This window comes from Pseudomonas sp. Y5-11 (assembly GCF_022368695.1).
GTDB lineage: Bacteria > Pseudomonadota > Gammaproteobacteria > Pseudomonadales > Pseudomonadaceae > Aquipseudomonas > Aquipseudomonas parakoreensis.
Genome location: NZ_CP058974.1, coordinates 4,209,296 through 4,232,926 on the forward strand (window position 1 = coordinate 4,209,296; position 23,631 = coordinate 4,232,926).

General features: G+C 61.5%; 19 protein-coding genes and 1 pseudogene. 14 read left to right on the forward strand and 6 right to left on the reverse strand.

Annotation, left to right across the window (positions count from 1 at the left end; translation table 11 throughout):
* The first annotated feature begins 2 nt into the window (after positions 1-2).
* The 9 genes from HXW87_RS18430 to HXW87_RS18470 all read left to right on the forward strand — a co-directional run bounded on the left by HXW87_RS18430 (position 3) and on the right by HXW87_RS18470 (position 11,874).
* Positions 3-983 carry a MoxR family ATPase gene (locus tag HXW87_RS18430; protein ID WP_239777271.1) on the forward strand — a complete coding sequence of 327 codons (981 nt, stop codon included), beginning with the start codon at positions 3-5 and terminating at the stop codon, positions 981-983.
* Entirely contained in the window at positions 980-1,915 is a 936-nt protein-coding gene (locus tag HXW87_RS18435; RefSeq protein ID WP_239777273.1) for a DUF58 domain-containing protein, read from the forward strand. Before HXW87_RS18430 ends, HXW87_RS18435 begins: the two co-directional genes overlap by 4 nt.
* Positions 1,912-2,490 (forward strand): DUF4381 domain-containing protein, encoded by a 579-nt coding sequence (locus HXW87_RS18440; RefSeq protein WP_239777274.1) that lies wholly within the window; start codon positions 1,912-1,914, stop codon positions 2,488-2,490. Before HXW87_RS18435 ends, HXW87_RS18440 begins: the two co-directional genes overlap by 4 nt.
* Entirely contained in the window at positions 2,477-3,469 is a 993-nt protein-coding gene (locus HXW87_RS18445; protein WP_239777276.1) for a VWA domain-containing protein, read from the forward strand. The genes HXW87_RS18440 and HXW87_RS18445 overlap by 14 nt, the downstream gene beginning before the upstream one ends.
* Positions 3,470-5,050: a VWA domain-containing protein gene (locus HXW87_RS18450; RefSeq protein ID WP_239777278.1), complete on the forward strand. Its 1,581-nt coding sequence runs from the start codon at positions 3,470-3,472 to the stop codon at positions 5,048-5,050.
* Positions 5,047-6,480 carry a hypothetical protein gene (locus HXW87_RS18455; protein WP_239777279.1) on the forward strand — a complete coding sequence of 478 codons (1,434 nt, stop codon included), beginning with the start codon at positions 5,047-5,049 and terminating at the stop codon, positions 6,478-6,480. The genes HXW87_RS18450 and HXW87_RS18455 overlap by 4 nt, the downstream gene beginning before the upstream one ends.
* Positions 6,477-7,499 carry an HAD family hydrolase gene (locus HXW87_RS18460; protein ID WP_239777281.1) on the forward strand — a complete coding sequence of 341 codons (1,023 nt, stop codon included), beginning with the start codon at positions 6,477-6,479 and terminating at the stop codon, positions 7,497-7,499. The genes HXW87_RS18455 and HXW87_RS18460 overlap by 4 nt, the downstream gene beginning before the upstream one ends.
* A 69-nt stretch (positions 7,500-7,568) precedes the next feature.
* A complete protein-coding gene (locus HXW87_RS18465; protein ID WP_121185238.1) occupies positions 7,569-9,158 on the forward strand; it encodes an arylsulfatase in 1,590 nt (529 codons plus the stop codon).
* A 211-nt stretch (positions 9,159-9,369) separates the two neighbouring features.
* Complete coding sequence (locus tag HXW87_RS18470; protein WP_239777283.1) at positions 9,370-11,874, forward strand: fused MFS/spermidine synthase; 2,505 nt, start codon at positions 9,370-9,372, stop codon at positions 11,872-11,874.
* A 133-nt stretch (positions 11,875-12,007) separates the two neighbouring features.
* Here HXW87_RS18470 and HXW87_RS18475 read toward each other — a convergent pair whose 3' ends face one another.
* The gene (locus HXW87_RS18475) at positions 12,008-12,685 is read right to left on the reverse strand and encodes a DUF3313 domain-containing protein (protein ID WP_182400941.1); all 678 of its coding nucleotides are present in this window, start codon (positions 12,683-12,685) and stop codon (positions 12,008-12,010) included.
* 213 nt (positions 12,686-12,898) lie between these two features.
* Between HXW87_RS18475 and HXW87_RS18480 the strand changes: the two genes are divergently transcribed.
* Complete coding sequence (locus tag HXW87_RS18480) at positions 12,899-15,259, forward strand: tetratricopeptide repeat protein (RefSeq protein WP_239777285.1); 2,361 nt, start codon at positions 12,899-12,901, stop codon at positions 15,257-15,259.
* Positions 15,260-15,358: 99 nt separating this feature from the next.
* On the opposite strand, the gene HXW87_RS18485 is transcribed toward HXW87_RS18480, so the two are convergent.
* From HXW87_RS18485 to HXW87_RS18495, 3 genes are all read right to left on the reverse strand, one after another.
* Complete coding sequence (locus tag HXW87_RS18485; RefSeq protein WP_239777286.1) at positions 15,359-16,333, reverse strand: hypothetical protein; 975 nt, start codon at positions 16,331-16,333, stop codon at positions 15,359-15,361.
* Between the two features lie 307 nt (positions 16,334-16,640).
* The gene (locus tag HXW87_RS18490; RefSeq protein WP_239777288.1) at positions 16,641-17,120 is read right to left on the reverse strand and encodes a DUF934 domain-containing protein; all 480 of its coding nucleotides are present in this window, start codon (positions 17,118-17,120) and stop codon (positions 16,641-16,643) included.
* Positions 17,117-18,790 (reverse strand): nitrite/sulfite reductase, encoded by a 1,674-nt coding sequence (locus HXW87_RS18495; protein WP_239777290.1) that lies wholly within the window; start codon positions 18,788-18,790, stop codon positions 17,117-17,119. Before HXW87_RS18495 ends, HXW87_RS18490 begins: the two co-directional genes overlap by 4 nt.
* A gap of 343 nt (positions 18,791-19,133) precedes the next feature.
* Here HXW87_RS18495 and ccoN point away from each other — a divergent pair, with 343 nt between their 5' ends.
* Both ccoN and HXW87_RS18505 read left to right on the forward strand, forming a co-directional pair.
* Positions 19,134-20,561, forward strand: a complete 1,428-nt coding sequence (gene ccoN / locus HXW87_RS18500; RefSeq protein ID WP_047294666.1) for a cytochrome-c oxidase, cbb3-type subunit I — start codon at positions 19,134-19,136, stop codon at positions 20,559-20,561.
* 18 nt (positions 20,562-20,579) lie between these two features.
* Positions 20,580-20,798 carry a cbb3-type cytochrome c oxidase subunit 3 gene (locus tag HXW87_RS18505; protein WP_121185228.1) on the forward strand — a complete coding sequence of 73 codons (219 nt, stop codon included), beginning with the start codon at positions 20,580-20,582 and terminating at the stop codon, positions 20,796-20,798.
* Positions 20,799-20,909: 111 nt separating this feature from the next.
* Here HXW87_RS18505 and HXW87_RS18510 read toward each other — a convergent pair whose 3' ends face one another.
* Positions 20,910-21,401 carry a hypothetical protein gene (locus HXW87_RS18510; protein ID WP_239777291.1) on the reverse strand — a complete coding sequence of 164 codons (492 nt, stop codon included), beginning with the start codon at positions 21,399-21,401 and terminating at the stop codon, positions 20,910-20,912.
* Positions 21,402-21,606: 205 nt separating this feature from the next.
* On the opposite strand from HXW87_RS18510, the gene HXW87_RS18515 reads away from it, so the two are divergent.
* Positions 21,607-22,299: an aspartate/glutamate racemase family protein gene (locus HXW87_RS18515; protein ID WP_182400990.1), complete on the forward strand. Its 693-nt coding sequence runs from the start codon at positions 21,607-21,609 to the stop codon at positions 22,297-22,299.
* A 21-nt stretch (positions 22,300-22,320) separates the two neighbouring features.
* Here HXW87_RS18515 and HXW87_RS18520 read toward each other — a convergent pair whose 3' ends face one another.
* A complete protein-coding gene (locus tag HXW87_RS18520) occupies positions 22,321-22,830 on the reverse strand; it encodes a GNAT family N-acetyltransferase (RefSeq protein ID WP_095666684.1) in 510 nt (169 codons plus the stop codon).
* Positions 22,831-23,217: 387 nt separating this feature from the next.
* Between HXW87_RS18520 and HXW87_RS18525 the strand changes: the two are divergent.
* A pseudogene (locus tag HXW87_RS18525) lies at positions 23,218-23,588 on the forward strand (DUF6124 family protein).
* The last annotated feature ends 43 nt before the right edge of the window (positions 23,589-23,631 follow it).

Here is a 23,631-nt window from a genome sequence, read left to right on the forward strand (position 1 = left end):
CCATGACCGCACTCACCGACCTCAACGCCCTGCAAGCAAGCATCGCCGAAGCCGTGCTCGGCCAGGATCAAGTCATTCGGCAGCTCCTTCTCGGCCTGCTCGCCAACGGGCATTTGCTGCTGGAAAGCCTGCCAGGGCTGGCCAAGACGCGCACGGTCAAGGCGCTGGCCACCCATCTGGACGCGAAGATGAGCCGCATCCAGTTCACCCCCGACTTGCTGCCTTCGGACATCACCGGTGCCGAAGTGCTGCACCAGGTCGCCGGGCAGAACGAGATCCGCTTCCAGCCCGGCCCGCTGTTCGGCAATCTGATTCTCGCCGACGAGATCAACCGCGCCCCGGCCAAGGTGCAGGCGGCGCTGCTGGAGGCCATGGAAGAACGGCAGATTACCGTGGCCGGCACCAGCCACGTGCTGCCGGAGCTGTTCATTGTGGTCGCCACACAAAACCCGATCGAGCAGGAAGGCACTTATCCGTTGCCGGAAGCGCAGATGGACCGGTTCCTGATGAAGGTGTTGCTGGATTACCCCAGCGCCGATAACGAAAGCCAGGTGCTGCGCCTGTTGCGCGCCGAAGAGTTTGCCCAGGGCGCGAACACCGCGCCGGGCAAGGGCTTCAGCCTGTCACAGGAAGTAATTTTCGCTGCGCGCAAGGAGGTCAGCGCGGTGCACGTATCACCGGCCATCGACCGCTACCTGATCGACCTGATCAACGCCACTCGCCACCCGGCCGATTACGACGAAGACCTCGGACGCTGGATCAGCATTGGCGCCAGTCCCCGTGGCGGCATCGGCCTGGATCGTTGCGCGCGGGCCGACGCGTGGTTACAGGGCCAGGATTTCGTCTCGCCGGATAACGTGCGCGCGGTGGTGCATCCGGTGCTGCGCCATCGCCTGCAATTGAGCTACGACGCAGTCGCGGATGGCGTGACAGCCGATCAGGTGCTCGACCGGTTGCTGGATAAAGTGGCGATTCCGGCATGAACACGGAGGGACTGGTCTACGCCTCTCTGGCGCAATTGATGGCGCTGGAGTTCAAGGCCCGTGACCTGAGTTTTCTGGCGCGTCAGCCCCAGGGCAGCATTCTTGCTGGCAACCATGCCTCGCGCTTGCGTGGCCGTGGCTTGAACTTCGATGAGCTGCGCCGCTACCAGCCCGGTGATGATTTACGTCACCTCGACTGGCGCGCTTCGCTGCGCACCGGCAAACCGGTGGTACGCACTTTTACTGAAGAGCGCGATCGCCCGGCGCTGATCGTGGTCGATCAGCGCATGTCGATGTTCTTCGGCTCGCAACGCAGTTTCAAATCGGCCCTCGCCGCTGAACTCGGCGCACTGGCGGCGTGGATAGTGTTCAACGCCGGTGACCGGGTCGGCGGTCTGGTGTTCAACGATCAACGCATCGACAGCATCGCACCGCTACGCAGCCGCAAACGGGTCGAAGCCTTGCTCAGCTGCGTGGTGCAACAGAATCAGGCGCTGAACGCCGCCAACCCCGACGCCGAGGACGAAGACCAACTGGACAAGGCCTTGCAGCGTTGCCTGGTGCTGGCCGGTCACGACCATTTGATCTGCATCGTCAGCGACTTCGCCGGGGCGGGTGAACGTACCTTGCAATTGATGCGGCAACTGCGCGCGCACAACGACGTGATCGCCCTGCAAGTCTACGACCCGCTGGCTCTGAAGTTGCCGAGTGATGGCCGGCTGCTGATCACACAGGGCCAATTGCAGGTGGAACTGGCTGTCGATAAGCGCAGCGTGCATCAGCCATTGGGTGATTATCTCGGTGGCCGCCTTAAGGACGTCGCCACCCTGCTGCGCCGCAGTCAGGTGCCGCTGATGATGTTCAGCACCGCCGAAGAGGCCCACGCGCAATTGCGCGCCGAGCTTGGCAAGTCTGCCGGCCCACGGCGATGAACCCGAATATCCCCGACATCAGCCAGCTCAAGGAGCTGAGCCTGCCGGCGCCGGTGAGTTATGCGCCGCAGACTTGGGGCTGGTGGCTGTTACTGGCGCTGTTGGTTGTGCTGGCACTGGTGGTTGGCGTGCGGCGCTATTGGCAATGGCGACGGGATCGATATCGGCGCGAAGCGTTGGTGCGGCTGGCACAGCTGCGTGAGCGCAGTGATGATCTGAATGCCCTGCGCGAACTGCCCGAGTTGCTCAAGCGCGTGGCCCTTTCGATGCCCCTGAAACACCGCCCTGTAGGAGCTGCCGAAGGCTGCGATCTTTTGACGTTGCCTTTAAACAACAAGATCAAAAGATCGCAGCCTTCGGCAGCTCCTACAGGGGTGGCGGCGTTGGGGGGATCGGATTGGCAGGCGTTTCTGCAGCAGCACAGTAAAAACAAGCTGCCCGACGACTTCAGCGCCCAGCTCGCCCAACTCGCCTACGCCCCCGACGCCACCCTGCGCGCGCTCCCGGCCGAACAGCGCCAGGCGCTGTTTGACACCTGTCAATACTGGATGGAGCAGCACCATGTGGCAGCTTGATTACCCGTGGTTGTTGCTGCTGTTGCCGCTGCCGTGGCTGACCTTGCGTTATCTGCCGGCGTATCAGGAAGCCCGCAGCGCCGTGCGCGTGCCGTTTTTCGGCGCCATGAGCCGTGCCGTCGGGGAAGCGCCGAGCCGGGTTGGCAATCGTCAGAACCCTTGGCAACGGTTGCTGAATCTGTTGGTGTGGATGTTGATCCTGCTCGCCGCTGCGCGCCCGGTGTTCGTTGAAAAACCCATCGAGCGCCAGCAACCGGTGCGCGACCTGATGCTCGCCATCGACATCTCGCAATCGATGGAAACCGAAGATTTCAGCAATGCCGACGGCCAGAAAATCAATCGCCTCGCCGCCGTCAAACAGGTGGTGCAAGGGTTCATCGACAAGCGCAAGGACGACCGCATCGGCCTGATCGTGTTCGGCAGCGGCGCCTATCCGCAGGCGCCGCTGACCCTTGATCACGCCAGCCTGTCGCTGTTGCTGGCCGATACCGGCATCGGCATGGCCGGGCCGAACACTGCCATCGGTGACGCCATCGGCTTGAGTCTGAAACTGCTCGACCAGGCCCACGAGCAGCAGAAAGTGCTGATCCTGCTCACCGACGGCAACGACACCAGCAGTGCGATCACTCCTGACCACGCCGCCGAAATGGCCGCCAACAAAGGAGTGGTCATTCATACCATCGGCATCGGCGACCCGACGGCTTCCGGCGAGGCGCAGGTCAATCTGCGCGGGCTGCAACAGATCGCCCAGACCACAGGCGGACAGTTTTTCCGCGCCGAAGACCGCGCAGCACTGGATCAGGTCTACACCACCCTCGACCGCCTCACGCCACATCAGGTGAAAACCCTCAGTCATCAACCGCAACGCGAGCTGTTCCACTGGCCGTTGGGCGCGGCACTGGGGTTGTTGGCGCTGTATCACCTCGGTGCCCTGCTACGCCCGCGCCTGGCGCTTGCCCGCCAGCGGCAGGAGGCCTGAATGGAGATCAATCTCGGTGACTTCCACTTCCTGCGCCCGCTGTGGTTGCTGCTCGCGCTGTTCGCCGCGCTGCTGCCGCTGCTCTGGCGCCGCAGCCGCGACCTGCAGCGCCGGCTACGCAACAACATCGCCGAACATTTGCTGCCGCACCTGCTGGTCACGCCAAAGGATCAGCAGCACCTGCGCCCGGTGCACTGGGTATGCGCGATGCTGCTCATCGGCGCCATTGCCGCCGCCGGGCCGACCTGGGAGCAGGATCGCCCGGACTTTCTGGAGAATCGTGCGCCGCTGATCGTCGCCATGGACCTGTCGCCGTCGATGGACGCCAACGACGTTCAGCCGACGCGGCTGGAAGCGGCCAAGCACAAACTGCACGACCTGATTCAGCGTCGCGCCGGCGCCCGCACCGCCTTGTTCGCCTATGCCGGCAGCGCGCATCTGGTGTTGCCGCCGACCGACGATCCGGCGTTGCTCGACACCTTCATTCAGGCGCTGGGCACTGGCCTCATCGACAAACCCGGCAAGGACGTCAGCGCGGTCATCGAGCAGGCCAAACGCCTGCTCCGTGCCGAGAAAACCCCGGGCAGCCTGCTGCTGATCACCGACGGTGCCGACACCGCGCAATTCGATGGCCTCGCCAAACAACTCGATGACAGCCAGTTGCAAGTGCTGGTACTTGCGGTCGGCAATGAGGACGGCGGCATGATTCAGGGAGCCGGCGGACAGCCGAAAGTCGACAGCAACGGGCGCCCGGTAGTCGGCCGCTTCGATATGGTGGCGCTCAAGCAACTGGCCGCCGCTGCCGACGCGCCGCTGGGCAGCCTCACCCTCGACGACGATGATCTGGACTGGATCGAGTTGCACGCGCAACAACACTTCCAGAGTGCCAGCGCCGAACAACAGCAATTGCACTGGAAAGACGCCGGTTACTGGTTGTGCTGGCCCCTTCTTTTGTTGGCGCTGCTCGGTGTGCGCAAGGGCTGGAGCGTCAACTGGGTACCGGCGCTGCTGTTGGCCACAAGCCTTGGCTGGCCCGCCGCGCCCGCTCAGGCCAGTGCACTGACCGATGCATTCTTCACCCGCGATCAACAAGGGCGCTGGGCCGCCGAGCATGAGCATTGGCCGCAAGCGGCGGCGCTGTTTGTCGATCCGTACTGGAAAGGCGTGGCGGCCTATCACGCGGCGGACTACGACCTCGCGCTGGCCACCTTTGCCCGCCTGGACACAGCGCAAGCATGGTTTTATCTGGGCAACATTTACGTGCGGCGTTTCAAGTTCGATCAGGCGATTGCCGCTTACACCCAGGCCCTGCAAAGACAACCGCAATTTCCCGAAGCCACGGCCAATCTGGCGCTGGCGCAGGCGTTGCTCAAGGACACCGACAGCGCCGAAAAAAATGCCCCCGAGACCAAACCGGATGAAGTGAAATTCGACAAGACGCCGGGCAAGGGTCAGAGCAAAAAAGTCGAGACCGAGCAGGCAGCGTCCGACGCGTTGTGGCTGCAGAACCTGAGCACCTCGCCAGCGAAGTTTCTCAAGCAGAAATTCAGTTTGCAGGATCAAACGGGGGCGAAACCATGAACCGGGTTGTCTTCATCGCTGGCAAGCCAGCTCCCACAAGTTTTTGCGCTGTTAACTCGATTGGCGATAACACAGACACCCCCTGTGGGAGCTGGCTTGCCAGCGATGAGGCCAGATCTGCCGGCAAAAAAATCTGCACCTTGCTCATAACCAGCGTGCTCAGCCTGAATGCCTCTGCCGCCGAACCCCAACTGAAAATCCACGCCCACCTGCAACCCGCCGAAGGCGCCATGGTCGGCGGTCTGGTGGAGTTGCAAGTCGACGTGCTCACCGACACCTGGTTCACCAGCGCCGCGACTCTGCCCGAACTGAAACTCGACGGCGCCCTGGTGACGCCGCCCGATGGCAGGGCCCAACACCTGAATCAGACGATCGACGGACAATCCTTCAGCGGCTTGCGCTACAGCTACCTGATCACCCCGAATGTCGCCCGCCGCTTCGACATCCCGCCGTTGACGGTCTCTGCGACACCGGGTCAGGCGAGCAATGCAATCAATGCACACAGCCAACCCTTGCACTTCAGTGCCGCCCAGCCGCCAGGCTTTCAACCCGGAGAAACGCCGTTGGTGGCCAGCGATGTGCGCCTGAACCAAAGCCTGATCAACTCGGCAACCCCGTTGAAAACCGGCGACAGCGTGACCCGCCAACTGACCCTGCAGGCCGATGACGCACTGGCGATGGCGCTGCCGGTTCCGCCACTGGGTGAGGTAGCCGGTTTGAGTCGTTATCCGCAGACCCCACAAGTCAGCCGTCTGGATGACGGCCGCGGCAACGTGCTCGGTGGTCAGCGGATCGACGCTGTCACCTACCGCATCGACAAGGCTGGCGCCTACACCCTGCCGGACATCGCGGTGAAATGGTGGGACGTCAAAACGCAGCAGAGCCGCATTGCGCAAGTGCCCGCCGTGACCTTCGAAGCCGCAGCCAACAGCGCCTACAAACCGGTGTTTTCGATCACCGATGATCTCAGGCAGCTTGGCCGCGACAATGTGCACGTCTCCGCACGCTGGCTGCTGTGGCTGGCGCTCCTCAGTGTCTTCGTCGGTGCTGGTTATTGGCTGCACCCTGTTGTGCTGCGCGCCCGGCGCCAATGGCTGGCGCGCAAACACGCGCGGCAATTGGCCCGGGAGCAATCGGCGGACTTCGCCTGGCAGCAGATCAAGCCGCAATTGTTGACTCGGCCGGCGCAATTAAGCGCGGTGTATCTGTGGCTGCGCCGCCGTCGCCTCGGGCTGCAACTGGTGAATGCCGGCCCGCGCCTGCAGGGCCTGTTGCGCGGACTTTACGGGCGTGATCCGCAGACTGAACAAACACTTGTTCAACTGCGCCAATCGTTGACTACGCTTCACAGTCAGGTCGAACAACAGCCGCGAAGGCCGGCGTCGGCCCTGCGTCCACTCAACCCTGTTCAGGAAAGGGAACTCCCATGACCACTCCGCCGCCGCAGCGTCAACGTTTCAGCCTGGCATTGTTGTTTGCGCTGGCATTGCCATTGCTGGCCCAGGCCAGCGAGCCACTGCCCTCATGGAACGACGGACCTGCGAAAAACAACATCATTGCGTTCGTGCAGGCGGTTACCGACCAGAGCAGCAAGGACTTCGTCAAACCCGCCGAGCGTATCGCGGTGTTCGACAACGACGGCACCCTGTGGAGCGAGCAGCCGATGTATTTCGAGTTGCTGTTCGCCCTCGACGAGGTCAAGCGCAATGCGTCACAGCATCCGGAATGGAAAACCACTCAGCCATTCAAAGCGGTGCTGGAAAATGACCACAAGGCACTCGCCGCCGCTGGCATGGACGGCATCCTCAAGATCTTCGCCGCCACCCACACCGGCATGACCACCGAGGCTTTCGACGATTACGCCAAGACCTGGCTGAGCCAGGCGCGGCATCCGAAGACCGGCAAGCCCTACACCGAAATGATCTTCCAGCCGATGCTGGAAATGCTCGACTACCTTCGCAGCCAGGACTTCAAGACCTACATTGTTTCCGGCGGCGACACAGGGTTCATGCGCGCCTTCGCCGAGAAGGTCTATGGCATCCCGCCGGAACAGGTGATCGGCACCACGTTCGTCACCGCATTCCAGTTCAAGGACGGCCAGGCCTCGATCCTGCGCACCCGAAAACTGGCACACAACGACGACGGCCCGGGCAAACCGGAGAGCATTGATGCGGTGATCGGCAAACGGCCGATTCTCGCGTTCGGCAATTCCGACGGCGACCTGCAAATGCTGCAGTGGACCGCCGCTGGCCCCGGCAAACGCTTCATGGGGCTGGTGCATCACACCGACGCCAGACGCGAGTGGGCCTATGACCGAAAATCCGATATCGGGCGGCTCGACAAAGCCCTCGACGAAGCAAATTCCCGTGGCTGGACCGTGGTCGACATGGCGACCGAATGGCGCCGGATCTACCCGTTTGATCCACCGGCAAACGAGCAGGTGCAATAAGAAAAGCGTGATGCAGGACTGCAGGAAACGTAAGTCGCAATAAACGACCCCCGAAAAGGAGCAAGTCAGATGACTCGCATACGCAAATGGCTGCCGAAACTTGCCCTGGTGGCAACCTCGGTGATGGCGCTGTCGGCGACCGCCACAGCGGCTGAAAAACCCAACATTCTGGTGATCTTTGGCGATGACATCGGCCAGACCAATATCAGCGCCTATTCCATGGGCGTGGTCGGCTACAAGACCCCGAACATCGACCGGATTGCCAAAGAAGGCATGATGTTCACCGACTACTATGCCGAGAACAGCTGCACAGCTGGGCGATCGTCGTTCATCACAGGGCAGACGCCGCTGCGAACCGGCCTGTCGAAGGTCGGCTTGCCAGGTGCAACTGTCGGCCTGCAAAAGCGTGACATCACCATTGCCCAGGCCCTCAAGTCCCAGGGCTACGCCACGGGTCAGTTCGGTAAGAACCACCTCGGCGACCGCGATGAATACCTGCCGACCAACCATGGCTTCGACGAGTTTTTCGGCAACCTGTATCACCTCAACGCCGAAGAAGAACCTGAGCGCCCGAACTGGCCCAAGGACAATCCCGAATTCACCAAGGCCTTCACGCCGCGTGGGGTGATCCACAGCTTCGCCGACGGCAAGATTGAAGACACCGGTGCCCTGACCACCAAGCGGATGGAAACCATCGACGACGAAACCACCGCCGCGGCCCAGGCGTTCATCGAAAAACAGGCGAAGGCGGACAAACCGTTCTTCGTCTGGATGAACACCACCCGCATGCACTTGTTCACTCACGTGCGTGATTCGATGAAAGGCCAGAGTGGCATGGCCGGTAACGAATATGCCGACGGCATGATCGAGCATGACGGCGACGTCGGTAAACTGCTGAAAACTCTCGACGACCTGAAAATTGCCGACAACACCATCGTTGTCTACACCACCGATAACGGCCCGAACCAGTTCTCCTGGCCGGACGCGGCGACCACGCCGTTCCGTAACGAGAAGAACTCCAACTGGGAAGGTGCCTATCGCGTACCGGCTATGGTCCGCTGGCCGGGCAAGATCAAACCGGGTGAAGTGTCCAACGAACTGTTCTCGGGCATGGACTGGTTCCCTACGCTGCTCGCCGCTGCGGGCGAAGCCGATGTGAAAAACAAACTGCTCAAAGGCTGGGCACCCACTTCCGGTGGCACCAGCTTCAAAGTGCACCTGGACGGTTACAACCAACTGCCTTACCTGACGGGCCAGGCACCGAAGAGTGAGCGCCGTGAGTTCTACTACTTCAACGACGACGGCGTGCTGGTGTCAATGCGTTACGACAACTGGAAAGCGGTGTTCTGCGAACAACGTGCCCCCGGTGGTTTCAAAGTCTGGAGCGAGCCTTTCGTGTGCCTGCGGGTACCGAAAATCTTCAACTTGCGCATGGATCCCTATGAGCGCGCCGACGTGGTTTCCGATCAATACTATGACTGGACCACCAAGAACGTTTACCTGACCGAAGTGGCAGTGATGAAGTCGGCGGAGTTCCTGCAAACCTTCGTCGATTACCCACCAAGCCAACGGCCGGCGAGTTTCAGCATCGACCAGATCCGTCAGGCGGTGGACGCCAAAATCGCTGAAAAAATGAAAGCGGCTCCGGCTGCACAGTAAGACCGTTGAACTGCCGCCCGCCCTCATCGACGGGCGGCCCTGATTTTCACCTGAGACCGTGCCGGCCCCAATCGCTGGCAAGCCAGCTCCCACAGGTATTTCTGTCGACCACAACATGAGTGTTCACTGAAGATCCCTGTGGGAGCTGGCTTGCCAGCGATGAGGCCCGCACCGTCACAGATATTGTGTGATTTGAACAAGGCCCCCCCGCATGTCCTCACGTATCGCCAGCAAGCCGTCGGCCATACCCACCGCCCGAGCCGCCACCCCGGCGCTGCTGATCTCTGCCCTGCTGTTGTGCACCTCCGGCGCCGCCGCGCTGGTGTATCAGGTGCTGTGGATCAAGCAGTTGTCGCTGGTGGTCGGGGTCGAGGTCTACGCCATCACCACCGGCATCAGCGCGTTTTTCGCCGGGCTGGCCATTGGCGGCTGGCTGTTCGGGCGCTGGGCTGATCGCTTGCAGCAACCGGTGCTGCTCTACGCCGGGCTGGAAGTGCTGGTGGCGATACTTGGTGTCGGCGCCACGGTTGCGATGAGCCTGGCGGCGAGCCCGTTTGCCTGGTTGCAAAGCCATGTCGGCCTGCTGGCCTGGCTGTTGCCATTCGCGCTAGTGGGGATTCCGGCGGTATTGATGGGCGGCACGCTTCCGGTATTGGTGCGCTCGCTGGCGGCTGACCCGGGCAAGGCCGGCGGTCAGCTGTATGCGGCCAACACCCTCGGCGCAATTGTCGGCACCCTGCTCGCCGCATTCGTGCTGATCGCCACCCTCGGTGTGCGTGGCAGTGCGCTGTTTGCCGCAATGCTCAATCTGCTGGCCGCAACCGCTGCGCTGTGGCTGCAACGTCAGCGTCCGACGCCAGTTGCAGCGCCCGTCAAACCTCATACCGGGAAAGCCGCAGACCGCACCGCACTGTGGCTGTACGCCATCGCCGGCGGCGTGGCGCTGGGGTATGAAGTGGTCTGGTCACAGTCGATCGTGCAGTTCATGAGCACCCGCACCTACGCGTTTGCCGTGGTGCTCGCCACGTACCTGACCGGGCTGTTCATCGGCAGCGCCGTGCTCGCTCGTCGCGTCGAGCGCATTCGCGATCCGTGGGGCGTGTTCGGTCTGCTGATAGCCGGTGCCGGGCTGATCGCTTTGCTGGAAATTGCCCTGCTCGGGCGTTGGCTGGTGTTGGCGCAAAGTCAGGCCGAGCAGTGGGTGCTGGCGTTTGGCGCCAGCGAACTGGCCGGCATGAGCGCACGTTTTGCAGTGGCGGCGCTGAGCATCGTGTTCGTGCCGACGCTGTTGCTCGGCGCAGCGTTTCCGCTGGCGCTGCGGCTGAGCGTGGGTCTCGAACGAATCGGTCGTGACGTGGGTGCCGTGGTCGCGTTCAACACGCTGGGCGGGATTGTCGGGGTGATGCTCTGCGGTTTTCTGCTGATTCCGCTGCTGGGGCTGGTGCGCACGCTAGGCCTGCTGGCAATCATCGCGGCCGGCACTGGCTACGTGGCTGTGCGCAAGGGTCACCACGTCAAAAAAGGCCGACGTCAGGCAGTGGTCGCGTTGGGCCTGGTATCGGTGGTATTGGCCGTACTGACGCCGGTCGACAAACTCGCCAGTCTGCTGCCCGGTGCGCGCAACGGCACGCTGGCGTTCTACGAGGAAGGCCGAGGCGGCACCGTGGCGGTGGTCGCTCAGGGCCGCGGTGAGAACAGCTTCCACCGCCTGTACATTCAAGGTGTGTCGAACACCGGCGATGCCATGCCGTCGCTGCGCTACATGCGCATCCAGGCCCTGCTGCCGTTGCTGATCCACAACGGCGAGCCACGCTCGACACTGGTGATCGGTTTCGGCACCGGGATCACCGCCGGCGCCCTGCTGCGCTATCCGGGCCTGGAACATCGGGTGGTTGCCGAGTTGTTACCGTCGGTGGTCAAGGCTGCGCCCCTGTTCAAGGGCAACTTCAATGCCGCCAGCGATCCGGGAATCGATGTGCGCCTTCGCGACGGTCGCCAGGAACTGCTGCGCAGCCCGCAGACCTACGACCTGATTACCCTCGAACCGCCACCGCCGTCGGCAGCCGGCGTGGTCAATCTGTACTCGCGAGACTTCTATCAGTTGGCGTCCAGTCGGCTGGAGCAACACGGCATCGTCGCACAGTGGTTACCGTTGCCGACCCAGAACATCGACGACTCGCGCGCACTGGTACGCAGCTTCCTCGACGTGTTCCCGTATGCCTCGCTGTGGACCAGTGAGTTCCACGAGATGCTGCTGGTCGGTTCGCTGCAGCCGATGCAACTGGACGCGGCGAAAATCACCGAGCGCTTCCAGCAGGCCAGCGTGCGCAGCACTTTGCAGGATGTCGGGATTGGCTCGGCGGCCGCGTTACTCGCGACCTGGGTCACCGATCGCGCAGGCCTTGAACGTTTCGCAGCCAATGCCCCGGCGGTCACGGACGATCAGCCCCGGATCGAATACGCGCCATGGGTACGCAGCAAGGAAATCACTTGGGTGTTGCCGGCACTGCTGGACTTGTATCAGCCACCGCCGCTAGTGAATGCCGATGCCGGGTTCACTGAGCGACTGGAGACGCAGCGCCAGCGCCTGATGCAGTTCTACCGCGCCAGCCTGCATGCGTATGACGGGGATCGGGATGCGTGGGGGCGGGATATGCGTGAGGTGATGCGTTGGGATGGCGGGAATCCGTATTTCCGCTGGTTTACCGGGCAATGATGTAGCGCCTGACCGAATGCCATCGCGGGCAAGCCCGCTCCCACTTGGACCGATGTGAATCAATAATCGCATTCACAGCACAGAACCCTGTGGGAGCGGGCTTGCCCGCGATGAGGCCATCAGCCCCGCTGCATTATTTAGCCTCTGCCTTGAGCTTCACATACATCTGATGCATGTCATTGGCCCAGCCATCAATCACCGGTTTGACATCAGTGGCCTTCATGGCTTGCGTGTCGTTCTCCAACGGTTTGCCGGTGCCTTTGCGCACCACCTGCGCCACGACCTTGTTGCTCGCACCGTCGAGGAACACCGCTTCGGTGGCCAGCGTGGTTTCCTGATCACGGATACCGCTGGCAGTGCTGACGGCTGCCGCCACCAGAGCCACCGGGATCACTTCATAAGCGTGCAGGCCTTCGGTCTTGCTGCTCACAGCAGTGATGGCCGCACGCACCACAATCACGCCTGGGCCAGGGCCGTTGGCCAACGGCAGATCCTTGCTGATTTCACGCTTGAGCGCCTGATCGTAATAGGAGGTGATGCCGTTGAGGGTCTGTTGGGAAATCTTCGCGGTCGGTTGCGGCTTTGGATAGAGCTGGGTCGGCTCGATGTACACGCTGGTGAACTTGCTGATATCCACTTTCGGATCAATCCAGCGCATCACCTCGGCACCGGACGGCGACTTGGCCTCCTTGAGCTGGCTGTAGTCCTTGAGAAAGCCGGAATACTCATCGGGAGCGACGGTTTTGCTGGAGCAACCCACCACGCCAAGGGTGGCAATGCAGAGGGTGCCCATCATTACTGCTAGCTTCATGCTGTAACTCCTGTCAGAAGGCCTGAATGTATTGCGTAGGGGGAGTTACAGGTATAGCTAAAACCGCGGCAATTGCGCTGAAAACCAGAAAATTCACACAACACCGGGCGCCGTGTCACAACTGACGTTTGACAGATGGCGGGCATCCGGCAAAGCTGCATCGAGCTTGAACGCACGCCAGCAGGCCAATGCACCTGGACCATGGAAGTCGTAATGCCCAAGCATAAAAATAACGTCGTACCGCCTGAACCTGATTCGTCCCGACCGTCCCTTTCGCGTTATCTGTTCCCTCTCACCATTGGCGTGCTGCTGGCCGCTGTGGCGGGCATTGGCTGGTTTCTGTTCAGCCCTTCGCCCGCGCCGTACAAGGCCCCGCCGATCAGTGCGGCGGCGCCTGTCGTCGCCAGACCGCAACCGGTGGCACAGAAGCCCGCCAGCATGGTCGATGAGCAACAATGTCAGGGCTGCCATACTGAGCAGGTCAAGGACTGGCAAGGCTCGCATCACCAATTGGCGATGCAGCCAGCGAATGCCGACACCGTGCTTGGCGACTTCAACAACGTCACCTTCAGGGCCGAAAACGAGACCACCCGGTTCTCCCGCAAAGACGACCAGTTCCAGGTCAATACGCCGGGTATCGATGGCAAGAACGCTGACTTCAAAGTCGCCTACACCTTCGGCATTGCACCGTTGCAGCAATACCTGATCGACGTCGGCGAAGGTCGTTTGCAGGCGCTCGGTGTGGCGTGGGATACCGAGAAACACCGCTGGTTTCACCTCTATCCCGGCCAAGGCGTGAATTTCAAGAATCCGCTGCACTGGAGCAAGCCCAGCCAGAACGCCAACTTCATGTGCGTCGAATGCCACACCACTGGCTTCAAGCGCAATTTCGATGCGGCCAGCAACACGTTCAACAGCCAGTGGAACAGTCTCGGGGTTGGCTGTCAGGCCTGCCACGGCCCGGCCTCGAATCACCTGGAGTGGACGCAGAAAAAAGACGACCTGATCCACAAGGGTTTTGCCGTCGACCTCAAGGACAAGAATGCTACCGTCGAAATCGAAACCTGTGCCCGCTGCCATGCGCGCCGTGCGCCGCTGGGCGATGGCTTCACCGTCGGCAAGCACTTGATGGACGACTACCTGCCGAGCACTCTCACCCGCGAACTGTATGCGCTGGACGGCAAGATCAAGGATGAGGTGTTCGAGCACGGTTCGTTCCTGCAGAGCAAAATGTTCGACAAAGGGGTGCGCTGCAGCAATTGCCACAACCCGCACAGCAGCGAACTCAAGGCGCCGGGCAACGCGGTGTGTCTGCAATGCCACAACACGGCGGGCAAGACCTCGGTCGAAGGTGTCGATGGCAAGGGCCTGCAAGCGAAGAACTACGACTCCATCGAACACACCCGCCACACCCCGGGCCAGCCCGGCTCGCAGTGCGTGGATTGCCACATGCCCGGCAAGTTCTACATGGGCAACGACTGGCGCCATGACCACAGCTTCAGCATCCCCAACCCGGAACGCGCGCAAAAACTCGGGACGCCCGATGCGTGTCTGAGCTGCCACCAAGGCAAGGCCGGGGACAAGGTCACCGCGCAATTCAAGGTGTGGAACGCCTCCGCGGCGACCCCACAGGCACCGCGCTATGACGAGAGCCTGTGGCTGATTCGCAACGGCCAGCCCGGCGCAGCAAACGCTCTGTATGAGCAATTGCAGCGCAGCGATCTGCCGGCGATTCAGCGGGCAACGTTGCTGACTGAACTGCCGCTGTATCCGAGTGATCAGGCTTTGAAACTGGCGACTCAGAATCTGAAAGATCCAGCGCCGCAGGTTCGCGAAAGCGCGGTGCGCGCCATCAGTGCCTTCCTGCCGCCCGCCGAGCGCGCCTCGTTGCTGACACCGCTGCTCGGCGATCCGGTGAAAGCCGTGCGCATCGTCGCGGCGCGGGACCTGCTCAGCGTGGCGCGCAACAACGGCCTCGGCGCCGCACAGCCCCATTGGGACGCGGTGATTGCCGAGTATGAGGCGGTGCAGAACAGTCTCGCGGAACGGGCCGAGGCCAACCTGAACCTGGCAATGCTGTATCAGGCCAGTGGCCGTGCTGCCGAGGTCGAAGGGTTGCTGCGCACCGCACTCAAACGCGATCCGGATTTCTACCCGGCGCTGGTGACGCTGGTGCAATGGCTGGAGGCCAATGGTCGGGTTCAGGAAGCGCAGACCCTGTTGGACGACGGCCTCAAGGCGCACCCGGACGCTGCATTGCTGCAGCACACCCGTGGCCTGTCATTGATCCGCGCCGGCAAGACTGCCGAAGCCATGACCGCGCTGCACAAAGCCGCACAACTGGAGCCGCAGAACCCGCAGTACGGTTACGTGCTGGCGGTGGCGTTGCACGACAGTGGCAAGGTGACCGAGGCGTGTGACGAGCTGGAGCGTCTGCTCAAAGTCCAGCCGGCGAACCGCAATGCCCGGCTGTCGCTGATCCAGTACTACCTGGAGAACGGCCAGGAGCCGAAGGCCCAGGTGCTGTTGCAGGGGTGGAAGAAGATGAACACGGGCGATCCGGCGCTGAAATAAAGCGCCCTGTAGGAGCTGCCGCAGGCTGCGATCTTTTGATGTTGCTTTTAAAAGATCGCAGCCTGCGGCAGCTCCTACAGGGTCATGTTCAGGCCTGTGTCACCAGGAGGATGTCGCCCCGCTCTTCAACGCCATCTCCCGGCGACTGTTGGCGCGCATCGCCTTGATCAGCGACACCGAGCCCACCAGCAGAATCGCTGCGCCAAACAGGAAGTCGATGTTGTACAGCTGGAAGTCCTGCACCGGCCCCACCAGCAGCACGCGCACTACGGCAATCGCCACCAGCGTAGCGAGGAAGTCGATCCCCGGTTCGTCGCGATAGAACACGTGCAGCAGCGGCAGGCACAGCACCAGCAGCAACAACAGCACCACAACCTTGAACGAGCCTTTGCGCTCGACGCTGAACGCGCATTCGTGCGGGCCGTAGGCCTTGTAGTCCTCGTCGCGGATCATCGAGTTTCTCTCGTTGATGTACTCGACGCGGTTGTATTTCTGAATCGGTGTGAAGGTGTTGGACAGGTCCATCAGCGTGGTGATGTTCTTGAAGCGCAGGTCGATGCGCTCGCTGCCCTTAAGGTAATACAGCACCGGTTTGTAGCCGTAACGATAGGTGTCGAACGGAAAGTCGGTGACCTGACCCTGCACGCCGATTGGCCGTGGTTCAAGCTCGGCGTAGGCGCTTTTGGTCGGTGAGGCGAGGTTGCGGCTCAGCGGCTGGACCTTGACCTGTTCGAGGAAGATCGGCGTGACGCCATACGACCACTGCAACGGTTCGAGGCGCAGACGCAGTTCGTTGCGACCCAGATCGTAGCGGTTAAAGGTGCGTTCGGAGACCACCAGCGAGCCACTGAGCATGAACTCGCCGCGCAGGTTGTTGGTGACGCGCAGGGTCAGTTGATCCTTGCCCAACAGCGCTGCTTCGGTGGACGGCGGCGTGCCGCACCACGCGGTGCTTTCACCGGCGCCGCCCAACTGGCCGTCGCGGTTTTCCTTGAACACATAGAAGTAACTGGCCCACAGCGTCAGCATCAACAGCAACGCCGTGAGGCCCAAAATCTTTTTGCCCGCACTCACTACCCAGACTCCCTTCTTCGTTCCGTCGTCCAGCCGAAAACCCGCTGGCGACGGCGACTCTACCAAAAGGCCAGCATCGACCCAAGGGAAAATCCGGGAATGGTGCGGGGTGTAAGGGTTTCCCCTGTATAGAAGGGGCCGCTAGACAATTGTGGTGAGGGGATTTATCCCCGACCGGCTGCGCAGCGGCCGCAGAACCAGCCAACAGGTTTTAGCTGAAGAAATGCTTCGGCAGATTTTAGGTCTGCTTCGCAGCCCATCGGGGATAAATCCCCTCACCACAAAGTATCTATCAAGCAATGGATATTCAGCGTCTGCGGAACAGCGGGCGCGGCTCGATCACCGAGCGGCCGTACAGCACGCTCATCCCCGTCAGGCCCTTGAGCGCATCTTCGGCCGACTTGTCCTCGCGCACTGCAAAGCTGTCGAATCCGCATTGGCGCATATGGCTGAGCTGGTCACGCAATACATCGCCAATCGCCCGCAACTCACCGCTCCAGCCAAACCGGCTGCGCAGCAGATAGGCCTGACTGTAGGCCCGACCATCGCGAAAGCTCGGGAAATCCAGGGCAATCAGCGGCAGCGAAGCCAGCCACGGCACCACGCTTTCAACGTCGTCGTCCGGCCCCAGCCACACCGCGTACGTCGACGGCGATTGCAGCCAGTGCGCCAGCGGCAGGATCAGCAATCCTTGCGGCCTGCCCTGCTCCGGCTCGCGGATCAGCGTCCACGGATCATCCTCGACCTGCCGCGCCACACCCTGCTCCAGCCGCAGCAGATTGTTCATGCCGACACCTCCAGCGCTTTCGGGTAGACCCGCTCCTTGAACGGCTCCAGGCCAATGCGCGCCACGGTGTCGACAAACAGTTCCTCGCTTTCGCGGTAACGCACGAAGGTGCCGATGATCCGCTCGATCACCTGCGGCACCTCCGCCGCGCTGAAGGACGGGCCGATGACTTTGCCCAATGCGCTGTGTTTGCCCTGCGCGCCGCCGAGGGTGATCTGGTACCACTCGCTGCCGTTTTTATCGACACCGAGAATGCCGATATTGCCAATGTGGTGGTGGCCGCAGGCGTTCATGCAGCCGGAGATGTTCAGACTGATGTCGCCCAGATCGTGCAGGTAATCGAGGTCGGCGAAACGCGCCTGTATCGCTTGGGCAATCGGGATCGACTTGGCGTTGGCCAGCGCACAGAAATCACCGCCCGGGCAGGCGATGATGTCGGTCAGCAGGCCGACATTGGCGCTGCCCAGCTTGTGTTCGCAGGCCAGTTGCCAGAGCGCATACAGTTCAGACTTCTGCACATCGGGCAGAACGATATTCTGTTCGTGGGCAATGCGGATCTCGCCGAAGCCGAAACGCTCCGCCCAGTCGGCCACCGCCAGCATCTGCAACCCGGTGACATCCCCCGGGGGCGCACTCAGGCCGGGTTTGGTCGACAGCACTACGCTGGTGTAACCCGCTTTCTTGTGCGGCTGCACGTTGCGCGCGACCCAGCGAGCGAACGCCGGGCTTTCGGCCAGACGCGTGCCGAAATCCAGATCGGTATCGGCCAGGGTGTGATAGATCGGCGGCACGAAGGCACTGGCGACCCGCGCGTATTCAGCCTCGGTCAACTGCGCCGGGCCGTCCTTGAGGTGTTGCCATTCTTCCTCGACCTCTTTGGCGAAAGCCTCGATGCCCAGCGCCTTGACCAGAATCTTGATCCGCGCCTTGTACTTGTTGTCGCGCCGGCCATGGCGGTTATAGACCCGCAGGATCGCCTCGACGTAGGACAGCAGATGCTGCCACGGCAAACCTTCGCGGATCTGCACACCGAGAATCGGCGTGCGCCCCAACCCGCCACCGACGATCACACGCAACAGCATTTGCCCGTCGCGCCCCGGATAAAGATAGAGGCCGATGTCATGCATCATGATCGCCGCGCGATCCTGTTTTGCCGAGCAGATGGCGATCTTGAACTTGCGTGGCAGGAAGAGGAATTCCGGGTTGATCGTCGACCATTGCCGGAGGATTTCTGCCAGCGGGCGCGGATCGATCAGCTCGTCCGCCGCGACCCCGGCGAAGGCTTCGGTGGTGATGTTGCGCACACAGTTGCCGGAGGTCTGGATCGCATGCATGTTGACCTGCGCCAGACGTTCAAGGATGTCCGGCACCTGCGCCAGTTCGATCCAGTTGAATTGCAGGTTCTGCCGCGTGGTGAAGTGGCCGTAACCGCGATCGTAGTCGGCGGCAATACTCGCCAGCGTGCGCATCTGTTCGGCACTCAGGGTGCCGTAGGGGATCGCCACCCGCAGCATGTACGCATGCTTTTGCATATACAGGCCGTTTTGCAGGCGCAGCGGCAAGAACTCCTCTTCGCTCAATTCACCGGCCATGAAGCGCTCGACCTGATCGCGAAACTGCGCAACGCGCTCGAACACCAGTGCGCGGTCGTAATCGTCGTATTGATACATGTGCCTGCCCCACCTCATCAAATAGTTCTGTGGGAGCGAGCCTGCTCGCGAATGCGGTGTGTCAGGCAACTGCATTGTTGGCTGACACACCGCATTCGCGAGCAGGCTCGCTCCCACAGTTTTCGAAAGGCACTATGGACGATCAGCGCAGCACACAACAGATTCACCTGAAACGATAAAAACCGTATCAGGGCGCGGCAGAACGCCGCAGGCAGCACTTCAATCTGATCCGTACAAATGAAAGATTCCTGAGCCTGTTTTGTTTCTGGCGGTATTCCTACAGTGCAGCTCGTGCCAGACCAGGGTGGCCTGGCAAGACTTTGCAACCGTGGAAGAACTGACCATGAGCACAGCAACAATCGGGCAGGCTTATAACTACAAGGTCGTCCGCCAATTCGTTATCGCGACGGTGTTCTGGGGTGTCGTCGGCATGGCGATGGGGGTATGGATCGCCTCGCAACTGGTGTGGCCGGACATGAACCTCGACCTGCCCTGGACCACCTTCGGCCGCTTGCGGCCATTGCACACCAGCCTGGTGATTTTCGGTTTCGCCGGCAGCGCGCAATTCGCCGCCAGTTACTACGCGGTGCAGCGTACCTGCCAAGTGCGGCTGTATTCGGACAAGCTCGCCGCCTTCACGTTCTGGGGCTGGCAATCGGTGATCGTGATCATGCTGATCACCCTGCCGCTGGGCTACACCACCACCAAGGAATACGCCGAGATCGAATTCTCCGGCGCGGTGTGGATGGCGGTGGTCTGGGTCGCGTATGCCATCGTGTTTTTCACCACCGTGGTGCAGCGCAAGACCAAACATATCTACGTCGGCAACTGGTTTTTCGGCGCGTTCATTCTGGTGATCGCCATGCTGCACGTGGTCAATCACCTGTCGATTCCGGTGGACTGGTTCAAGTCCTATCCGGTGTATTCCGGGGCCACCGATGCCATGGTGCAGTGGTGGTACGGGCATAACGCGGTGGGGTTCTTCCTGACCACCGGCTTCCTCGGGATGATGTATTACTTCGTGCCGAAACAGGTCAATCGCCCGGTGTATTCCTACCGGCTATCGATCGTGCATTTCTGGGCACTGATCACCCTGTACATCTGGGCCGGCCCGCACCACTTGCACTACACCGCGCTGCCGGACTGGGCGCAGTCGCTGGGCATGGCGATGTCGCTGATCCTGCTGGCGCCGAGTTGGGGCGGGATGATCAACGGCATGATGACCCTTTCGGGCGCCTGGCATAAGTTGCGCACCGACCCGATCCTGCGCTTTCTGGTGCTGTCACTGGCGTTCTACGGCATGTCGACGTTCGAAGGCCCGATGATGGCGATCAAGACCGTCAACGCCCTCTCCCACTACACCGACTGGACCATCGGCCACGTTCACGCCGGGGCGCTGGGCTGGGTGGCGATGATCACCTTCGGCGCGACTTATCACATGGTGCCGAAAGTCTTTGGCCGCGAGCAGATGTACAGCACACCGCTGATCAACCTGCACTTCTGGCTAGCGACCATCGGTACGGTGCTGTACATCGCCTCAATGTGGGTCAACGGCATCACCCAGGGCCTGATGTGGCGGGCGATCAACGAGGACGGCACGCTGACCTATTCGTTTGTCGAGGCGCTGCAGGCCAGTCATCCGGGGTTCATCGTGCGCTTTGCCGGCGGGGTGTTCTTCCTCAGCGGCATGCTGCTGATGGCCTACAACGTCTGGCGCACGGTGCGGGTCGCCGACGTGGCGCTGGCGCGCAGTCAGGCGCAGATCGCCTGAGGCCGGGAGCTGAAGAGGATGGATATTTTCTTGAATGTGCTGGGCGTGGTGTTTCTGTGGCTGGCGGTGGAGTACTGCCTGCGCCATCAGACTTCAGAGAGCCTCGACGATGCGAGCATGGTGCCATTTGCCGATGATCCGGAGGTGGCACGGCGGGTGGAACTGGCCACCGGAAAACCCGTGAAAGCCGTGGCGCCGGAACAGGCGAAACCGGGCTGGATCAACCTCGACATGTAATCCCCGCCCCGTGTAGGAGCTGCCGAAGGCTGCGATCTTTTGATTTTGATTTTCTAAAAACAAGATCAAAAGATCGCAGCCTCCGGCAGCTCCTACAGGGTTTGTGGCGGGTCAGGCGCGATCGCGGGGAATCAGGCTCTGCAACTGCTGCGCGAGAAAGTCTGCATCAAACACAAAGGTGTCCGGATCCTTCAGGCCATTGGTCTTGCGCCACTGCCACTCGCCGCTCGGCAATCCCACCAGCGAAATGCTGCCGTAGCGCGCCGCCGTCAGGCCCATCACCGCCAGAGAAATCTGCCCGGCGCTGCCCATCACGTCCGGCACGAATTCCACCGGTTTGCCGGCGATCACGATGCTGAGTTTTTCAGTCTTGAAGGTCGAAGTCTCCACCGGTGTACTCGGCCCGAATGCGACGTAAGCCTCGCGGCTCACCGCCAGCAGGTTCGGTGCCTGCACCGGTTCCAGCCATTGCTGGATCTGGCCGAACAGTTCGGAGATGCGGCTGGCCCAAGCCTGCGACTGGGTTTCGAATAATTGCTTCTTGTGCGCTTCACTCTCGGCATAGTGACGAAGCATTTCGCCCAGTTGTTGTACGTCGTTCATCGGTACGTTCCTCGGGGAGAGCCTGCAAGAGTCGATAGTGACAGATCGAGGCGCCGGCGTACGTTTAACCTCGAACGCCGACACCGTGACACTTGGCAAATGGATCAACGGTACAGTTGCTTTGTACTGGCATCCGTCGTGCAACCGATGGACACTCGGCCGGAGCCCGACTTTTCCAATACGGGCCATTGAACGAGGAACTTCAATGCGTACCATCGGCTTGATCGGCGGCATGAGCTGGGAATCCAGCGCTGAATATTATCGACTCATCAATCAACAGGTCCGCGACCGCCTCGGCCCGCTGCGCTCGGCGCAAATCCTGATGTACAGCGTCGACTTCGGCCCGGTCGAACAGGCCCAGCACGCCGGGCGCTGGGACGATGCGGCGGCGATTCTGGTGGATGCCGCGCGCAGGCTGCAGGCCGGCGGCGCCGAGTGCGTGGTGCTGTGTACCAACACCATGCACAAGGTCGCGGAGCAGATTCAGGCAGCGATCAGCATTCCGTTCCTGCACATTGCCGAACCGGCAGCGCAGGCCGCGCTGAATATTGATGCGCACACGGTGGGCCTGCTCGGTACGGCGTTTACCATGGAGCAGGATTTTCTCAAGCAGCGTCTGATTGCGCAGGGTTTGACAGTGCTGGTGCCAGACGACGCCGAGCGCAAGGACGTGCACCGGATCATCTACGACGAATTGTGCGTCGGAGTGATCAGTGACGAATCACGCACCATCTATCAACGAGTGATCGAGTCGCTGACCGCGCGCGGTGCCCAGGCGATCATCCTCGGCTGCACGGAAATCGGCTTGCTGGTCAAACCCGAACACAGCGCCCTGCCCCTGCTCGACACCACCGAACTGCATGCGCAGGCGGCGGTGGCGTTTGCATTGAGCGACTGACTCCCACAGGATTTTTTTGGCTTATCGACGGCGCAGGCGGGCCATGCTCAGGGTGTCGACCCATTGCCCGTCACGCACGGCGTAGTCTCGGAACAGGCCTTCGTTCTCGAAGCCGAACTTGCGGTAGAGACCGATGGCCGCCTCGTTGTCGGCGTACACCGAAAGCTCGACCCGGTGCAGGTTCATCCAGTTGTCCGCCACGTCCAGCGCCGCTGCCAGCAGCTTCGAACCGACGCCCTTGCCCTGCCACGCCAGCGCAACGGCCATGCCGACACTGCCGGCGTGGCTGCGACGAATCCGCGAAAAAGCCTCCAGTCCGAGATGCCCGATCACCGCACCTTGATGCAGCGCCACCAGTTTCACCATCCGCTCATTTTCCGGCATCAGTCGTTGGCGCCAGATCTCGGCAGACTGAAACGGCATCTGCAACACCTGCCGGGTCACGGCCGGGTCGTTGTAAAGCGCGGTGACGCCCTCGACGTGGGATTCGCTGAAGCGTTCGAGGTGAATGGCGGGGTTGTGCTCAGGCATGAAAGATCCCTCCTGGATCAGTGCGTGGCCGGTCACTTTAAACCGCTTCTTCACGGACTCGCCACGACTGTTTAAAGCCGTTGACCGAAACGTCCGGTAAGCCACAACGCCTTGCGCCATTGCCTACGCATCCGCCAGAATCCGCCGGCTTGTACGCCTTGAGGGCCGGCTCTATCGTTTCCGGGTCGCTGATGAATCAGCGATCGGGTTTAGCAGCTCGGCAATTCTCAAGGCACGCTGGTTTCGCCATTTCTGTTTTATGGCGGCTTGCGTGGGGCACTTCGGTGCGCCGGGATCCTTGAGCCTGGACTGCTAACCCGCGTACAGCCGCCACCCCATTCGTTTAGCAGCGATGGATGACGGCTCCATTTCTCAAGGAGCTTCACCATGATCAAACCAACGCCAAACCCACCCGAACCGACACCACCTCGCCTTACGAATCCGTGGATTCGAAGACCTTCCACGAAGCCGCCGAACGCGCCCTCGACCACTACTTCAATCCCCTGCTCCCCAGAAAACCGCTGCTCAAACCCAACACCCGCTACCTCATCGCCCCCGGCATCGACAGCGAAGAACTGCTGGCCGACGCCTGCGAAACCCTGACCTCGGCTAAAACCATGGCCGCCGACTTCGCCGGGCTGGTGGACGGCTCGCATCGGCATGTGCTGCTGGGGATTGCGCAACTGATCATGCTGGCGGAACTGGCGGTGAACCGGGTGCTGGATAATCTGGATGTGGCGGCTGAACCTCAGCCCTGAGTGTTGAAACTGAAACGGCCCCTTCGCGGGCCGTTTTTGCGTC

Coding starts and splice junctions, on each gene's coding strand:
- HXW87_RS18505 (WP_121185228.1), top strand. CDS start 20,580: ATGGATATTTTCTTGAATGTGCTGGGCGTGGTGTTTCTGTGGCTGGCG.
- HXW87_RS18515 (WP_182400990.1), top strand. CDS start 21,607: ATGCGTACCATCGGCTTGATCGGCGGCATGAGCTGGGAATCCAGCGCT.
- HXW87_RS18440 (WP_239777274.1), top strand. CDS start 1,912: ATGAACCCGAATATCCCCGACATCAGCCAGCTCAAGGAGCTGAGCCTG.
- HXW87_RS18475 (WP_182400941.1), bottom strand. CDS start 12,685: ATGAAGCTAGCAGTAATGATGGGCACCCTCTGCATTGCCACCCTTGGC.
- HXW87_RS18470 (WP_239777283.1), top strand. CDS start 9,370: ATGTCCTCACGTATCGCCAGCAAGCCGTCGGCCATACCCACCGCCCGA.
- HXW87_RS18445 (WP_239777276.1), top strand. CDS start 2,477: ATGTGGCAGCTTGATTACCCGTGGTTGTTGCTGCTGTTGCCGCTGCCG.
- HXW87_RS18465 (WP_121185238.1), top strand. CDS start 7,569: ATGACTCGCATACGCAAATGGCTGCCGAAACTTGCCCTGGTGGCAACC.
- HXW87_RS18450 (WP_239777278.1), top strand. CDS start 3,470: ATGGAGATCAATCTCGGTGACTTCCACTTCCTGCGCCCGCTGTGGTTG.
- HXW87_RS18455 (WP_239777279.1), top strand. CDS start 5,047: ATGAACCGGGTTGTCTTCATCGCTGGCAAGCCAGCTCCCACAAGTTTT.
- HXW87_RS18495 (WP_239777290.1), bottom strand. CDS start 18,790: ATGTATCAATACGACGATTACGACCGCGCACTGGTGTTCGAGCGCGTT.
- ccoN (WP_047294666.1), top strand. CDS start 19,134: ATGAGCACAGCAACAATCGGGCAGGCTTATAACTACAAGGTCGTCCGC.
- HXW87_RS18520 (WP_095666684.1), bottom strand. CDS start 22,830: ATGCCTGAGCACAACCCCGCCATTCACCTCGAACGCTTCAGCGAATCC.
- HXW87_RS18460 (WP_239777281.1), top strand. CDS start 6,477: ATGACCACTCCGCCGCCGCAGCGTCAACGTTTCAGCCTGGCATTGTTG.
- HXW87_RS18435 (WP_239777273.1), top strand. CDS start 980: ATGAACACGGAGGGACTGGTCTACGCCTCTCTGGCGCAATTGATGGCG.
- HXW87_RS18510 (WP_239777291.1), bottom strand. CDS start 21,401: ATGAACGACGTACAACAACTGGGCGAAATGCTTCGTCACTATGCCGAG.
- HXW87_RS18480 (WP_239777285.1), top strand. CDS start 12,899: ATGCCCAAGCATAAAAATAACGTCGTACCGCCTGAACCTGATTCGTCC.
- HXW87_RS18430 (WP_239777271.1), top strand. CDS start 3: ATGACCGCACTCACCGACCTCAACGCCCTGCAAGCAAGCATCGCCGAA.
- HXW87_RS18490 (WP_239777288.1), bottom strand. CDS start 17,120: ATGAACAATCTGCTGCGGCTGGAGCAGGGTGTGGCGCGGCAGGTCGAG.